This window comes from Phycisphaerae bacterium (assembly GCA_024102815.1).
In the GTDB taxonomy this organism is placed as follows: Bacteria; Planctomycetota; Phycisphaerae; order UBA1845; family UBA1845; genus JAGFJJ01.
On sequence record JAGFJJ010000004.1, the window covers coordinates 1 to 15640 of the forward strand.

General features: G+C 59.6%; 13 protein-coding genes. 9 read left to right on the top strand and 4 right to left on the bottom strand.

Annotation, left to right across the window (positions count from 1 at the left end):
- Positions 1–878 (bottom strand): hypothetical protein (locus tag J5J06_00125; GenBank protein ID MCO6435477.1); only part of this gene is annotated, 878 nt, incomplete at its 3' end.
- A gap of 356 nt (positions 879–1234) precedes the next feature.
- Between J5J06_00125 and J5J06_00130 the strand changes: the two genes are divergently transcribed.
- From J5J06_00130 to J5J06_00150, 5 genes are all read left to right on the top strand, one after another.
- Positions 1235–1834, top strand: coding sequence for a hypothetical protein (locus J5J06_00130; protein MCO6435478.1), 600 nt, complete (start codon positions 1235–1237; stop codon positions 1832–1834).
- A gap of 100 nt (positions 1835–1934) precedes the next feature.
- The gene (locus J5J06_00135; GenBank protein MCO6435479.1) at positions 1935–3332 is read left to right on the top strand and encodes a 3' terminal RNA ribose 2'-O-methyltransferase Hen1; all 1398 of its coding nucleotides are present in this window, start codon (positions 1935–1937) and stop codon (positions 3330–3332) included.
- Positions 3329–4273, top strand: coding sequence for a hypothetical protein (locus J5J06_00140; protein MCO6435480.1), 945 nt, complete (start codon positions 3329–3331; stop codon positions 4271–4273). Before J5J06_00135 ends, J5J06_00140 begins: the two co-directional genes overlap by 4 nt.
- 8 nt (positions 4274–4281) lie before the next feature.
- On the top strand, positions 4282–6873 hold the full coding sequence (locus J5J06_00145; protein MCO6435481.1) for a polynucleotide kinase-phosphatase: 2592 nt from the start codon (positions 4282–4284) through the stop codon (positions 6871–6873).
- Positions 6874–8022: 1149 nt separating this feature from the next.
- Entirely contained in the window at positions 8023–10653 is a 2631-nt protein-coding gene (locus J5J06_00150; protein ID MCO6435482.1) for a serine/threonine protein kinase, read from the top strand.
- A gap of 522 nt (positions 10654–11175) precedes the next feature.
- On the opposite strand, the gene J5J06_00155 is transcribed toward J5J06_00150, so the two are convergent.
- The 3 genes from J5J06_00155 to J5J06_00165 all read right to left on the bottom strand — a co-directional run bounded on the left by J5J06_00155 (position 11176) and on the right by J5J06_00165 (position 13494).
- A complete protein-coding gene (locus tag J5J06_00155) occupies positions 11176–12198 on the bottom strand; it encodes an integrase core domain-containing protein (GenBank protein MCO6435483.1) in 1023 nt (340 codons plus the stop codon).
- 235 nt (positions 12199–12433) lie between these two features.
- Positions 12434–12730 (bottom strand): RNA-binding protein, encoded by a 297-nt coding sequence (locus tag J5J06_00160; protein MCO6435484.1) that lies wholly within the window; start codon positions 12728–12730, stop codon positions 12434–12436.
- A 353-nt stretch (positions 12731–13083) separates the two neighbouring features.
- Entirely contained in the window at positions 13084–13494 is a 411-nt protein-coding gene (locus J5J06_00165) for a DUF2294 domain-containing protein (GenBank protein ID MCO6435485.1), read from the bottom strand.
- 362 nt (positions 13495–13856) lie between these two features.
- Between J5J06_00165 and J5J06_00170 the strand changes: the two genes are divergently transcribed.
- From J5J06_00170 to J5J06_00185, 4 genes are all read left to right on the top strand, one after another.
- Positions 13857–14300 carry a DUF2294 family protein gene (locus tag J5J06_00170; protein MCO6435486.1) on the top strand — a complete coding sequence of 148 codons (444 nt, stop codon included), beginning with the start codon at positions 13857–13859 and terminating at the stop codon, positions 14298–14300.
- A complete protein-coding gene (locus J5J06_00175; GenBank protein ID MCO6435487.1) occupies positions 14294–14608 on the top strand; it encodes a carbon storage regulator in 315 nt (104 codons plus the stop codon). The genes J5J06_00170 and J5J06_00175 overlap by 7 nt, the downstream gene beginning before the upstream one ends.
- A 270-nt stretch (positions 14609–14878) precedes the next feature.
- Positions 14879–15139 (top strand): RNA-binding protein, encoded by a 261-nt coding sequence (locus tag J5J06_00180; protein MCO6435488.1) that lies wholly within the window; start codon positions 14879–14881, stop codon positions 15137–15139.
- Positions 15140–15443: 304 nt separating this feature from the next.
- Entirely contained in the window at positions 15444–15581 is a 138-nt protein-coding gene (locus tag J5J06_00185) for a hypothetical protein (GenBank protein MCO6435489.1), read from the top strand.
- Positions 15582–15640: the final 59 nt, after the last annotated feature.

Consider the following 15640-nt stretch of genomic DNA (forward strand, 5'->3'; position numbering starts at 1 on the left):
TACTCCATCAGCTTCTGACGCCGCCCGAACTCACGGTTCTTCTTGTTGGCTACCGCCTGGCGCCGATCTTGCACACGCCGGCGCTGGCGCTCCACACACTCGGCATCCAGCCGTTCTACTCTGATGCCGGCGACGGCGGCAGCCGCCGTTGTGACGAGTGTACTCAACACCTTCTCCAATCGTTGCGTCTTCCGATCCGCCCACTGCCTGCGAACATCTTCGCCGTACAACTGGGCGCACAAACGGCCTGTCAGTCGCGCGGGGTCCGAGACGGGCTTCTTCTCGTCGATTTCTTCAACGATGCGAACGTAGACCTCATCCTCTCCAATCGCCAGCGCAGTTTGGCCGCCGCCTGTCGCTGCCGCACGGACAGTCCCACCTTGTCCTTCCCACTTGCGAATCAGCGCCTCGTAAAGTGCAAGACAGCGCTGGACCGAATCCGACGAGACTTGCGCGTCCAGTACCGTCTTCGAGTCGGTGCGAAGCAAGCCGTTCTGATCCGGTATTGCGGCAGCCAGTTGGGACTGAGCGGCGACCACTAGCTCGTGTGGCATGGCATCGGCCTCGGCAACGGCCTGCGTTGCCGGCGTGCCGTGATTCGGCCCCTGGACGTTCTGTTCGAAAGCGTCTTCAGGCAGCTGCCACCCCTGCATCAAAACGACGGAATCCCGGTCACTGAGGAGCTTTGGCAGTGGCTTTCGTGGGGGCTTTTGGCCTGCAGCCAACTTGGCCCAATAGCCTCGTGGCGGCCGCGGAATCTTGTGTCGCTTGCACGCCTTCGCAAGCGCGACATCGGAGATTCCATAGAGTGGTGCCAAGCGGCTTCCGGGAATGGTCCACACCTGCTCGTAGAGTTTTTCGCGGTCAACAGCGGACACGGTATCACCTCCTGTGTCTTGGGCAGGATTCGTCGAGCTGCTATTATGTCGCCAATCGGCCGTCGGAACGACGGACACACGAACTCCCAGCCCGCACGGGAGGATCATCTATGCCCGCCACGCATCGAACAGACCATGAGCCAACCAGTGCAGCCGCGACGGAACTTGGGGCGCCGGGGGGGATTGAGGCAACTTCGCCTCCCACGGTCAAGCTGCGCCTGACAAGACCGCACAAACTGACCCAGGCTACGCAAGCTTCGTGGTCCAACAGCGATCCGTATCAGCACTCGAGCCGTTACGCACCAAGATCCCTCGACATCCGTGCTAGCAAAGGCGTACGAAAGAGGGCCTTGGCCGTGATGGACCGGTTCATCAAGGCGCTGGAAGGCCAAGACTTGCAAGTTGAGATCGCGGAGGATCATCGGGGTTCCGGCACGTTTGCCGTAGGTGGGCGAGATCGCACTCAGATTTACGTATACGAAGAGAAGCGGCGAGTAGAACATGTGCCGACTGCCAAGGAACTACGTGAGAAGGAACGGTATCCGCGAATGCGGATACCGAAGTGGGACGATGTGCCGACCGGCGATCTGGTGCTTGTCCCGGGTGGGCCTGTCGATCTGTCGAGCAATCAAGCGATCACTCAGCTGATGAACAAAGCCGTGGCCGATGTGATTGAGAGCCTGGCCGATGTCCGGCAAGAGCGCGAAGCGGACGAAGCGGCGCGTCGTCAAGATTGGGAACGTCGGAGAAAGATCGAGGAGGAAAAGAGCCGGGTCGAAGCAATGCACAAGGCGGCCGCAGCGCTTCAACAGTACCGCCTGTTGATGGACTACATCGAGGAGGTACGCCGCTTCGGCCGGGTGCCGGACGACCAACTCCGAGACGGTCAGACACTGGAAGAGTGGCTGGCATGGGCCGAAGCTCAGGCCCGTCGAATCCACCCGCTGGGCAGTTGATTGGGGTCGCTAGCGGAAGCACAGCTCGGTAAGCTTAACGGCAGAATTTGACCTCCTCATCCTAGTAGTGGTCAGATGGCACAGGTATGCGAGACGTAGATTGCTCTTGTCAATTACTACAACGATGAAGCAAGCAACGGACCTGGGCTGGCTCCTCCACAAGCACCCGGATCGCTGTCAGAGTTTCGATCTGGCTTTCGGGAAGGCCCACGTCTTCTACCCGGAGGCTGGCGAAGATTGCTGCACAGCCGCGCTGCTGCTCGATGTCGATCCGATTGGTTTGGTCCGTAACCGCCGTGGCCCGGCTGGCGAGTGCTTTCATCTTCGGCAGTACGTCAATGATCGACCATTCGTCGCTTCATCGCTGATGAGCGTGGCGATCGCGCGCGTGTACGGGTCGGCGATGGCTGGCCGCTGTGAGGAGAGACGCGAACTGGTCGAGCAGCCAATGCCGTTGATGGCCAAGCTGAGTGTCGTTCCCTGTCGCGGCGGCGAGGTCCTGTTGCGGCGCCTCTTCGAGCCCTTGGGCTATCGCATAGTCGCAACGCGCCATCCGCTCGACGAGACGTTCCCGGAATGGGGAGAGAGCTCGTACTACACGGTCGAGTTGGGCGCAGAGTGCCGACTGCAGGATCTGCTCACACACCTTTACGTGCTGATCCCTGTGCTTGACGACGACAAGCATTACTGGGTCGGCGGCGACGAAGTGGAGAAGCTTCTGGCCAAGGGTGAAGGTTGGCTGGAATCGCACCCGGAGAAGGAGTTGATTGCGCGGCGATACCTCAAACATCGGACCGGGTTGATGAGAGCCGCACTCGAACGACTCGTCGAGGAGGAGAGCCCGGACGCCGACGAGGTTGAGGAGGTCCACGCCGCCGAAGAGGAGGCTGTCGAAGCACCGCTGCGTCTGAACGATCAGCGTTTGGAAGCCGTGGTCGCAGCCCTGCGTGACGAAGGCGCGAAGTCGGTGATTGATCTGGGTTGCGGCGAGGGCAAGCTGCTCAAGCTCCTGCTCCAGGAAAAGTCGTTCGCGCGGATCATTGGCATGGATGTTTTGTACCGTACGCTGGAGACTGCGCAACGCCGCCTCAACTTTGATCGCTTGCCGCCCAAGCAGCGAGAACGCATCGAGCTAATCCACGGATCGCTGATGTATCGTGACGAGCGCTTGGCCGGCTTCGATGCAGCCACCGTCGTCGAAGTAGTCGAACACCTTGACGCATCAAGACTTGCGGCCTTCGAGCGCGTTGTATTCGAGTGCGCGAGGCCGCGAACCGTGATCGTCACCACGCCGAACGTTGAATACAATGTCCGCTTCGAGACGCTTCCGGCTGGCAAGTTCCGTCACAAGGATCACCGCTTCGAGTGGACGCGCACCGAGTTTCAGACGTGGGCAAAGGATGTGGCCGAGCGGTTTGGGTACGCGGTCCGCTTCGCGCCAGTCGGGCCAGTAGACACCGAAGTCGGCTCGCCAACACAGATGGGAGTGTTCAAATGAACAGCCACAACGTCCAGCGAATCAAGAGTAGCGTTGAGGACCTTGTGGATGGCGAGTTCAAGGCTGCCCCGCTTGAAATCCTAGCTGCCCCATTGGTTCTCAATGCGCACGAACTTCTTGACTACGCGAGGATGATCGCAGAAATCGCCAACTACGTTCGGGGTCGGATGCAATCAACAAATGCAGGTCTCGTCGGTTTCCCAACCGGAAGCGTTGCATTAGGGTTGGAATGCTCAATTGCGATAGATATTGGGCCGAAAGTACGTTTCATCCGCGACCTGAAGCACAGCCCAAAGGGTGAATCCAAGAAGGATCGTGAACCGCAGCTCTTCAACCTGCTGGATGAACTGCGTGCGGTCGGGGTTGACGAATATCTTATTTTGGACGAAGTCGTAAGCGGCAGCAGTTTCGCCGGGACGGTAGATTCGGTTGCCACCTGGGCAGGAAGAAACGACCTGAAAAATCTGCATGTAACTCTGCTCGGAGCTTCCCAACTTGGTACCGACGAATGCGAACGCGTCCTCAAGAAGAGAACAAGAAGGCGCAAGGCTGACCTTCAGCTTAAAATTCGAGCTTTCACCTGCAACACGCTCCTTGCTTTTGACGAACTTGGCGAAGCCACTGCCGGAATTGCTCGACACAAGGATAGCACTGGGTATGGGTGGTCGCGTATCTCTGGATTGCTCAACTCCGGGGAAAGTGCTTTGAGGATCGAGTGTCCGAATGGTGGGCCAACGGTGCCATGGCCCTCGTCGTCGGATTTGGCTTCCTCGTTTGCATCAGTAATTAAGCACATCCTTGATGGAGGAAGTAAAGAGTTCTCAAATGCCTGGCCTGAAACGATCAAGAAAGACACTGGATGTAGTGAGTGCAAGGCATTACTAGATGCCGCAAGACGAACGCGATGCGGGGGCGATGGAGGAACTGCGAACGGTCAGTAGGAGAGCGTGTGCAAGTATCGATTCCTGAACTTTCGCTCGTCGTACTCATCGGTCCATCCGGGTCCGGGAAATCTTCCTTCGCGCACAGGCTCTTCACACCGACTGAGGTGTTGTCGAGTGACTACTGCCGTGGCCTCGTTTCTGACGACGAGAACGACCAAACTGCAACGGGCGATGCTTTCGATGTCTTGCACTTCATCGCCCGCAAACGGCTGGCTGCTGGCAAGCTGACCGTGGTGGACGCGACCAACATCAGACCGGAGGACCGGAAGCCGCTGGTTGCACTGGCGCGGGAGTTCCACTGCCTGCCCGTGGCATTCGTGTTGGATATTCCCAAGGCCATTTGCATCGAGCGTAATCGTGACCGTCCGGATCGTAACTTCGGGCCGCGCGTGATCGTACAACAACTCAGCCAGATGCGTCGGGGTCTGCGCGGGCTGAAGCGAGAAGGATTCCGCCACATCCACAAGCTGAGTTCAGTCGAAGAAGTCGAGGCCATCAGTGCGATCGAGCGAACGCCGCTTTACAGCAACCTGAGAAATGAACATGGCCCGTTCGATATCATTGGTGATCTGCACGGCTGTTGCGATGAGCTGGAAGCACTGTTGGGCACCCTCGGCTACGGGGTCACCGAGCGTCGGGAGGGCGAAACGCTCGACAGCGGGCCCGTCTACGCCCACCCCGAAGGCCGGAAAGCAGTCTTTCTCGGCGACCTGGGAGATCGCGGTCCGCGCGTCCTCGATTGCTTCCGACTCGTGCACAACATGGTCAAGTCCGGTCATGCCCTGTGCGTCCCCGGCAACCACGACATGAAGCTCTATCGCCTGCTCCGCGGGAAGAACGTACAGATCAAGCACGGTCTGGACCGAACGGTTGATGAGCTTGACGGGCTGCCTGAGGACATCGCGGCGGCATTCCGCGACCACCTCGCCGAATTCATCTATTCGCTGGTGAGCCATTATGTATTGGATGACGGCAAGGTTGTCGTCGCGCACGCGGGGATGAAAGAGGAGATGCAAGGGCGGGGATCGGGGAAAGTGCGTGAGTTCGCCCTCTATGGTGAAACAACCGGCGAGACGGACGAGTTTGGATTACCCGTCCGCTACGACTGGGCGTCGGAATATCGCGGTCGCGCGTCGGTCGTCTATGGTCATACGCCGGTGCCTGCGCCGCAGTGGCTTAACCGCACGATCAACATCGACACGGGCTGCGTGTTCGGAGGCAAGCTGACCGCGCTGCGATACCCGGAGCGCGAGCTCGTCTCCGTGCCGGCCGCAAGAGTCTACTTCGAATCCGCCAAGCCCTTCCCCACCGCGGGGGACGGGGATTCCGGTCTGACGGCTCAACAGGAACACGACGATTTGCTCGACATCTCAGATGTCACCGGCAAGCGCATCGTAACGACCCGGCTACGCGCCAGCGTAACGATCCGTGAGGAGAACAGCATCGCCGCATTGGAGGTCATGAGCCGCTTCGCTGTGAACCCGAAGTGGCTGATTTACCTGCCGCCAACGATGTCGCCTTGCGAAACGTCGAAGGAGCCTGGGCTGCTCGAGCATCCAGCCGAAGCGTTTGCCTATTTCAGGCGTCAGCGAATCGACCAAGTGATCTGCGAAGAGAAACACATGGGGTCGCGTGCGGTCGTAGTGATCTGCCGCGATGAGAGCGTGGCACGCGAGCGGTTTGGCGTCATCGATGAAGGCATCGGTTCTTGCTACACACGGACAGGGCGGCGGTTCTTCAACAACGACGTGATCGAGGCTGAGTTCTTGCAGCGGATCAATGCCGCAATCGAGCGGGCAGGGCTGTGGCAGGAGCTAGGTACTGATTGGCTGTGCCTGGATTGCGAGCTTATGCCGTGGTCAGCCAAGGCCCAGGAGCTACTGCGCAGCCAGTATGCCGCCGTTGGAGCGGCTGCGCGCGCCGCCGTTCCTGATGTCGTCGAGGCGCTTGCCCGGACGACGCAGCGCGGCTGCGACGTGAACGGGTTGCTCGAACGTTATAGTGCAAAGGGCGGAAGCGCGTCGAAGTTCGTCGATGCCTACCGGCAATACTGCTGGCCAGTTGCGTCGGTCTCCGACTTGAAGCTCGCACCGTTCCACATTCTCGCAAGCGAAGGTGCAGTCCATACGGACAAGGATCACACTTGGCACATGGAGACGCTTGCGCGGCTGTGCACCGCCGGGGAGGAGATGCTGCTGGCGACGCCGAATCGGCTCGTCGATCTCGGTGACCCACAAAGCGAAGAAGCGGGCTGCCAGTGGTGGACTGAGCTGACCGGGCGCGGTGGCGAGGGGATGGTCGTCAAGCCTCTGCACTTCATCGCCAAGGGAAAGAACGACCTCGTCCAGCCAGCTTTGAAGTGTCGCGGTCGAGAGTACCTGCGGATCATCTACGGCGCAGAGTATACGGCCGACGAACATCTCGACAGGTTGCGCAACCGGTCGCTGAGCACGAAGCGGTCACTCGCGCTCCGTGAGTTTGCCCTCGGCGTGGAGAGCCTGGAACGATTCGTTCGGCGTGAGCCGCTCCGCCGCATCCACGAGTGTGTCTTCGGTGTGCTGGAGATGGAAAGCGAGCCCGTCGATCCGCGATTGTGAGCAGACGAATCGGGGAGGGCTATCCTTTGTTCCGCACGCGTACCGCGCGAGTTTTTGTTGAGAAATATGTGTAGTTGGCTTGAATTCCTTGTCCGTCTGTGTCCACCGGTGTACCATGGTGTCACTCTATGTCATGTGTCGAGCGGCGATGCATACGAAATGTGGTGTTTTGACCGATTAGGGAAGGTTGCCTGTAGAATCGATTCCCCCCGCCTCCAATGTAACTCGGTTTTTCGCAATGACTTACGCTTCTTCTCTTCGTTCCTTTTCATCGGGTACGCGATTCTCCCAACTCGTAAGTCTTTTCTTGGTAGGCATTTACGTTCACAGGGATGGGGGATTCGTGCCCCCGTCCCACGGGACCAATCGGGCCCACCGAAGACCGATGCACGTCAGCCAAGGTTTCCCGGCGAGGATGTGCTCGGCGGTATCCGAAGAGCCAAACTGTTGCACCACAAGGTTTACGCACCAAACGCGCCTCTGCACTCACCCGCTCGCACTCAGGCGCGGCATTCTTTGGTCGCGTCCAGCGCCTCGATGGCATACGCGTTGTTGTTCTGCGCCGTGGGGAGCCTCCGGATGAAGTTTCATTCGTTTCCGGTTTGATGCCCGTCGATGCGTGGCAGGATTGGGCCGCGCGAGCTCGCAGGTTCCGCTACGCTCGGTCCACCAGTTGGTATCACGGAGTGACCTGCCCCCCGAATCTTGATCCATCTCCAGGGCGAGTCTCTTGGGGAATTGATTGGGTGCTGATTGGTGCCTCCGCCTCAGCAACAGAGCTGCCAGGGGATGCCCCTTCCGCACCACCGCCTCGCCGCCGCCCCCGACGTAGGGCCAAGGCCAACTCTATTCGGTTCTTTGGGCCTAATCGCGCCTCCGCAACAGGATCAATGGAAGGCATGAGAACGGATTCTTCCGGACACCTTGGAAGTACGCCCGACACGTCACGCCATCACCAGCCAAATCGCGAAATCGCCGTGAAATCGCAGAATCACGCGGTCACGGTCCGCATGTAGCTTTGGGGGTACGTCTCTGTATCATGGTCAGCAGGCCACCGGATTCTCAGAACTGGCCAGGGCCAACAGATGGACGCGGGGCGCGCTCAGGATCGCCTAAGTTCCGAAGTGCGCCCGAGAAGGGAACCGAGCATTGACCGAACATAGGGAGACGCGGGGTGAAGGCCTGGACGGGTCCGCCCAGCCGGAGTCAGCAAAAGCTGAGAATACTTCGTCTTCGCCCACGGAGACGCGCGAACTGACGCCCACGTCGAGCCCAACGGGTATCCCCCAGCGGATCGGCCAATACCGCATTAAGCGGGCGATTGCGTCGGGCGGGATGGGAACGGTCTACGAAGCCGTTCAGGAAAAGCCGCGGCGGACGGTGGCTGTGAAGCTGATGCGCGCGGGGATCGCGTCACGGTCGGCGCTTCGAAGATTCGAGTACGAGTCGCAGCTTCTTGCGCGACTTCGCCACCCCAGCATCGCGCAAGTCTACGATGCGGGAACCCACAAGGATGGCGAGGTGGCGGTTCCGTACTTCGCGATGGAGTACATTGTCGGTGCGAAACCGATCACGGACTACGTGCGCGACAAGAAGCTCGGCGCGCGCGAACGCATGAAGCTCTTCGTCAGTGCCTGCGACGCCGTCCACCACGGCCATCAGAAGGGTATCATCCACCGCGACCTCAAACCCTCGAACATCCTGGTGGATTCCTCAGGGCAGGTGAAAGTCATCGACTTCGGTGTGGCCCGCAGTACGGACAGCGACATGGCGGTCACGACGCTGCAGACGGATGTCGGTCAACTCATCGGTACGCTTCAATACATGAGTCCGGAACAGTGTGCGGCCGACCCGCACGACATCGACACTCGAAGCGATGTCTACGCACTCGGCGTTATCCTCTACGAGATGCTGTGCGAGCGTCTACCTTATAATCTCAAAGGCGCCGCCATCCACGAAGCCACACGACGCATTCGGGAAGAACAGCCGCCGAAACTCAGTACGCTAAGCAGAACGCTGCGCGGCGACGTGGAGACCCTAACCTTCAAGGCGCTGGAAAAGGACCGCGACTGGCGTTATCAAAGCGCGTCGGCGCTGGTGGCGGACATTGATCGGTATTTAAACAACGAACCGATCGCCGCCCGACCGGCGAGTGCAATGTATCAGTTCAAGAAGCTTGTCTCACGCCACAAGGCCCCCTTTGCCTTTGTGGTTGTGTTGTTCCTGACGATCAGCGCCTTCGGCGTTTGGATGAGCGTGATGTACACCCAGGCCGACAGGCTCCGCTTACATGCCGTCGCCGCCGAACAGGAACAAGCGCTCGCCCGCGAGGAGGCAGAAGAGGCCCGTGACAACCTGGAGACGATTACGGAGTTCCAGCAGTCCATGCTCAGCGACATCGACGCCGAGGAGATGGGTCGCGGGATAGTCGATGCGCTGCGTGAAGACATCAGCGCGCACTTCACCGGCGAAGGCGCCGACGCGGCGACGTTGAAGGCGGCCCTGGCGTCGTTTTCGGATCTTGTCAGCAAGGTGAACGCCACCAACCTTGCTCTGAAGGTCGTGGACGAGCACGTTCTTGCCCGAGCGGTGAAGACCATCGACGAGGAGTTTGCCGGCCAACCCATCATCCGGGCCGCCATGCTACAGACGGTGGCAATGACTTACCGCATGATTGGACTCCGTAGCGCCGCCATGCCGTTACAGAGAGCCGCCTTGGAGACCCGCCGACATGAACTTGGCAACGACGACCCCAGCACGCTGTACTCAAAAGACAAGTTGGGCACCCTGCTCCAGTCGACGGGCAATCTGGACGAAGCGAGCCCATACATACGCGAGGCGCTGGAGGGCTATCGCCGCGTCCTGGGCGATGACCACCCGAGAACGCTGTCCTCGATCACAAACATGGGCATACTGCTCCAGGCGCACGGCAAATTCGCCGCGGCCGAGCCATACTGTCGCGAGGCGCTGGAGGGCAATCGCCGCGTACTGGGCGACGACCACCCCAGCACGCTGTCCTCAATCAACAATATGGGTGCCCTGCTCCAGCAGATGGGCAAGCTGGACGACGCGATGCCCTACTTCCGTATGGCGCTGGAAGGCAGACGCCGCGTCCTAGGCGACGACAACACATCTACGCTGATATCAATCAACAACGTGGGCAGCCTGCTCGAAGCGATGGGCAAGCTGGACGAGGCCGAGCCATACTATCGGGAGGCGCTAGATGGCCACCGCCGCGTTCGGGGCGACGACCACCCGATGACGCTGAACTCGATTACCAACATGGGGGGCCTGCTCGAGGCTCAGGGCAAGTTGGCAGAGGCGATGCCCTACTGGCGCGAGGCGCTGGAGGGTAATCGCCGCGTCCTGGGCGACAACCACCCGGCTACGCTAAATTCGATTAATAACATGGGATACCTTCTGAACAAGATGGGCCGATACGACGATGCGGCGAAAGTCTTGCTTGCGGGCGAATCGGCGGCGAGGCGCGTGTACACTGGGGACAATACAATGTGGCTGGGCAATTATCTTGCTAAGCTCGGCGAGGCGCAAAGCGGCCTGCGCAAGTATCCCGACGCCGAAGCGACATTTCTAGAAGCACACGGGCTGCTAGCGGCGGGCTTTGGCGACGACCACGCGCGCACCACGAAAACGATCAACCAATTGATCGCCCTCTACGACGCCTGGCACGCCGCCGAGCCGGGTAAAGGCTACGACGCCAGAGCCGCCGAATGGCGGGCCAAGCTGTCGGCACCGAAACCGGAAGAGAGCAACGGCTGAATGCAGGTCCGGTCGAGCTGTAGTACATCGCCGAGTTCCAACGGCGTCGATGACGCAAACCTGGAAACACAGCCAGCTGCCGAACAACGAAGCTCCCTTCAAGATCGCGACCGAGTTGCAGTTCCTTTCGACACTTAACTTTGAGGGTGATCGGACGTCAGCGAGGCCCGCGCCTGGGCGAGTCGGGCAACTCGGTCAATCCATTCGTAGACCGGTGCCGAGAAGCACACCCGTTTCACGACTTCGAACCTCATAGCGCTGCGCACGGCCATCCGTCACCACGAAGACGATCCGTGCGTCTGGCCAGTAGATTTTCGTAGGCCGCCCTCTGTCGTAGAGCTGTCCCTCCTGAAAACACTATCCGGAGTGTTCTGTGCTCGCGGGGTTTAGGCTTGACGGCACGACAAGGCGGACGCAGCCGAGGCGCGCGACGGCTTTCGGGTCGACGCGGCGCTGAATTCCGGCAGAAGCGCGGACCGGTCCCAGTCGATTCGTTTGGACCCAGACACGCGAAGTTGTTGCTCAAGCCGCGCGTCGGTAGCGATGATGCAACCCGCCCACTTGCGGAATCGCGATCACCCTTCCTTCCGATGGATGCTCGACTCGACGTGGCACTGGTGCATTACATTCCAGCGAAAGATGAGGGCGAGCTTCGTGATAGTACGTGAAGTAGCTGCTGAGAATTCGTCGCAAGTGGGCTGCGTTGAGTATGATAACATGGGCGAGGCACTCTCGGCGGATACTGCCGTTCAGGCGTTCAACGTACGGATTCTGCCATGGAGATCGTGGTGCTATTACGACTTCTTCGATTCCCATGTGCTTAACACGCTGGCGGAAGAACTCGCCGTAGATGGAGTCGCGGTCGCGAAGCAGGAAGCGTGGCGCCGAATCCTCAGGGAATGCCTCGATGACCTGTTGAGCTGTCCACTGCGCCGTCGGATGCGCCGTTACGTTGAAGTGGACGACCATACGGCGGTGATGGCGCAGTACGATGAAACAGAACAAGATGCGAAACGCTGCCGTGGGTACCGTGAAGGAATCGACCGCCACAATGTCACGAACGTGGTTGTCCAGAAAGGTTCGCCAAGTTTGCGACGGTGGTTTTCGGTGACGCACCCTGTACTTGTCTACGGTTGCCTTCGACGCCTCGTAGCCAAGGAGACGCAGCTCCGAACGGATTCTCGGCGTTCCCCACGTTGGGTTTTCCGACGACATGTGCCGTATCAACTTGCGGATCTCAGCGTCGATCTTGGGCCGGCCTGACTTCCTGGATCGCGACTTCCATCGCCCGTAGAGGCGGAATCCCTCTTTGTGCCAGCGGATCACGGTCGCCGGTTGGACGATGACGAGGACGGAACGCCAGTCCGGCCAGAGGCGAGCGATCCAGGTCCAGAAGATGCGGTCCCGGTTCCGCAGCCGCGGCCGTTTCGAGCCTTGCTCAAGGACGGCGAGTTGCTGCCGTAGGACGAGGTTCTCGGTAGCCAGCTCAGCTTGGCTCCGAACTGCTGCCCGAAGGAAAACGAAAACCAGCTGTACCCAGCCCATGCTCCGCTCCCGGACTTCTTACCTAATGTATCTGCGTGTGAACGGCTACGAGCGTAGCCGTGGTCCGGAAACGGTCAATCGCGAATGCTCGACGAGACGCCCCAAACCGCGATTCTGGTCCCGGATGCGGTTTTCAGGACGCACAGGTACGTGCTCAGTGAGGACCGAGCGCATCAGGAGAAGGGAAGGCTACGATGAGCAGCCCTCCCTTCTGGTATTGGTGTCAGAGAATGCACTAGCGGCTACTACCGTAACCGCGGTTGCCACCGTATCCGCCGCGTGATTCGCGTGGCTTGGCTTCGTTGACTTTGAGGGCGCGACCTCCGTGATCCTTATCGTTTAGGGCATTGATCGCCGCCTGCGCCTCTGCGGCGGTGCCCATCTCGACAAACCCGAACCCTTTGCTTCGGCCGGAGTCCCGGTCTTCAATGACCTGGGCGCTCTCAATCGTGCCGTGCGGTGAGAACAGCGTTTCCAAATCAGAGCTATTCACGTCGTAGCCAAGATTTCCGACATACAACTTCTTGCCCATCGTCTTTCTCCTATGAAAGATGGGCGTAACCCCTTGCTTTACTTTCAGGATCACAATTGAAAGTGGCCGTCGTTCCGGCCAAGAAAGTTGAAGGACGATCTAGAGGTAGGAAGTGGAACCTGCAGAACAAATGCCACGCCAGCGACCGGCTCGTCAATTCGACTACGGGGATTATACCCCGTGCCTCGGGGAAGTAAACCGAATAATCTGGGATGTTTTTACTCCGGCTGGATGCTACTGAGAAAAGCATGTCTTGCGGGGTATCATCCGGCCCGCACACTCCGATCGCCCAGAGACCGGGTGCGAGAACACCGAGGAAGCGAAACCCGTTCGCCCTGTCCACGGGTGTCCCTCTATGCGCAACGGCTGTTTTCAGGTTGCGGCCACGGCTTCTTCTTTTCGCGGACGATGGGCGACTCGTCCAAGGTGAAAACTACGATCTCTTCGCCGGTGGTGGTGCTGATGTCGTGGTGCAGGCTCACGACCCTCGCGCCGGTGACCTCCAGGACCATGGATTCCAGAACCGGCCGAGCAGTCTCGACCAGCTGAGTCCTCACTTGTTTGAGCAGGTCTCGGCCCTTCTCGGTCGGAAGCGTCTGAACCAGCTGCTGTTCAGCGGCCGTCAGGACGCCCTGAAGACGTACGACGACAAGGTCGTCAATCAAGTGCGAATGGATGTCTTTGGGCCCACGGCCCATGAACTCCTGTTCAAAGCGCCTGATGCCCTCGCAGATGGCGGACTCGATTTCTCCCTTTGTCTTCATCGTGACATCCCTTCATTGCCACGAAGAGGCCGGCATCCACGCAAGCAAAGCGCCAAGAAGCGGAGCGCGCTGATCCCGACATGCTTCGCAACATGAGACTGTCCCTCGAGCGAGATATCTTCTCATTATTCACGAATTTGGCAACCATCGCCGCGCCGTTGGCGTATACTCTAGCAGCAGGTGCGTCGCCCGGTGAAGACCGGTGACACACTCTCGGATGACTTAATGAAGGGCAGCCCAGCCTTACCGGGTGGCTCGTTGAAGAGTAAGCCGACGCGGTTGAGCACTCTCCGGTGCTTGGCTGCGTCGGCTTTTTTGATTGCGGTGGAAGTGGACGGCCGCAGCGGCCAAGGAGGAACGCCATGGACAAACCCGGCTCGACAATGGCGCGCCAGATTGCCCACGCGGCCAGTGTTTTCGAGCAGCAGAGGACGGGCAACACGCCGAAGTCCGTGACCGTGGTACTGAGCGACACGACGCTGTTGATCACGCTGCACGGGGCCTTGTCGGAGGCCGAGAAGGCCTTGGCGAAAAGCCCCGAGGGTGCCGCCCAGATACAAGACTTTCACCGACAGTTGTTTGCTAACGCTTCCGAGTCGTTGCGGCAGGAGATCAAGAGAATTACCGGCGTCGAGGTGCGCGGGGCTATTGCAGAAATCGAGCCGGCAACCGGCACCATCGTTGGCGTATTCACGACTGGTACGACTGTGCAGGTATACCTGCTTGCAGACACGGTACCTTCGGGTACGTGGAGTGGAAATGTACCCGATGACGTGGCAAAGAATAGGGAGGTTCTGCCATGCTAGTGCTGTCGAGGAAAAACGATCAAGCAGTGATCATTGCGAGCGAAGTCGACCTCCAGAACATCCTCAAGGTTACCGTCCTCGCCATCAGAGGCGGGAGCGTGAGGCTGGGTTTTGAGGCCAACGAAGATGTTCACGTCCATCGCGAGGAAGTGTGGGAACGGGTACGCGCCGCCCGTCCCCGTGACCCTCCTGCCGGCGACACTGGTCGAACGAAACCGAGCAGCACAGTTGAAGTCAAGCGCGTGCTTTCCGGATTGGGGAAGGGAAGGAGCCCGAAATCCTTGGAGGGACGGGCATTGCGTGCGTGAAGCGGCAGGAGCGTGGTTTTGCACGCGGCCGAATGGAACGAAGGGCCGATGCCCGGACTCATCGGTGGGATTTGCGGAAGATGTTCTCGGTGTCGGAAGTGCGCGACGTCGGCGCGCTGGGGGATGGCGGGAAAGAACCTGATGAGTTTGGCGCGGGCGGTAACGCCATAGCTCGCAAGTCCAAATGAGAAAGCAGAGAATCAGGCGCCAACTAGAGAAGCGAATCGTGTTCCCGTCTCTTGGGGCGCCGGAGTTTCTTGGAGCAATTCCTTGACGAAAATCCATATTGGAAACCTGTCTTCTGAGGCCACGGAACGGGGTATCCGTGAAGCCTTTGCAGGCTTTGGGCTCGTTCAAAAAGTGTCGATCATGTGCGACCGTCACTCCGGCGAGCCGCGAGGCTTCGCGTTCGTAGAGATGGAAACCGACGAAGGCGCTGCCAGTGCCATCGCTGCGCTGAACGGGATGCAACTGCAAGGAACGGCCGTGACCGTAAGCCAGGCCCATGTTCGCGCGGCGAAGGCCGGCTGAGGTCGGTGATATGTGTGGCTTCATTGCCGTTGGTGCTGCCCGTGATTCACGAGAACCGGGCGGGCAGCATGATCAAGCAATTCAGACACCGGCTCCCGGTCAGTACGCCTGTGATCGTTAGCGTGGGATCGAAGACCGGTACCGGCACACTCGTCGTGTCAGAATCTGTCGGAACTATTGTGGCGTGGGGGCTTGAAGCCAGGGGCTCGTGGCACGCGAAATCCGGGATCCAAGGCAACCGCTATGGAAACGGCAAACTGGTACTCCACCTGCTCTTGCGGAAGGTCGATGGCGAAATGACGGCTTGCCGAATGACCTCTGGGTGTTTGAAGGACTCTGCGCGGGACTCGAAGACTACCTGAAAGACCTCGGCCTGCACGCTCAACTGGAGATAGAGCTATTGCATCGCTGCTTCGCCCAAGAAGACGGCAGGTCTGGGTAAGGTTCAGACGGCTTTGTGGTTTCGGCCCAGCTGAATTCCTCCGCCAACGCCGCCGAGGC

What these genes read in the sequence shown, in the direction of transcription:
- J5J06_00140 (MCO6435480.1), top strand. Translation starts at nt 3,329, where the DNA reads ATGAACAGCCACAACGTCCAGCGAATCAAGAGTAGCGTTGAGGACCTT.
- J5J06_00155 (MCO6435483.1), bottom strand. Translation starts at nt 12,198, where the DNA reads ATGGGCTGGGTACAGCTGGTTTTCGTTTTCCTTCGGGCAGCAGTTCGG.
- J5J06_00160 (MCO6435484.1), bottom strand. Translation starts at nt 12,730, where the DNA reads ATGGGCAAGAAGTTGTATGTCGGAAATCTTGGCTACGACGTGAATAGC.
- J5J06_00165 (MCO6435485.1), bottom strand. Translation starts at nt 13,494, where the DNA reads ATGAAGACAAAGGGAGAAATCGAGTCCGCCATCTGCGAGGGCATCAGG.
- J5J06_00170 (MCO6435486.1), top strand. Translation starts at nt 13,857, where the DNA reads ATGGACAAACCCGGCTCGACAATGGCGCGCCAGATTGCCCACGCGGCC.
- J5J06_00175 (MCO6435487.1), top strand. Translation starts at nt 14,294, where the DNA reads ATGCTAGTGCTGTCGAGGAAAAACGATCAAGCAGTGATCATTGCGAGC.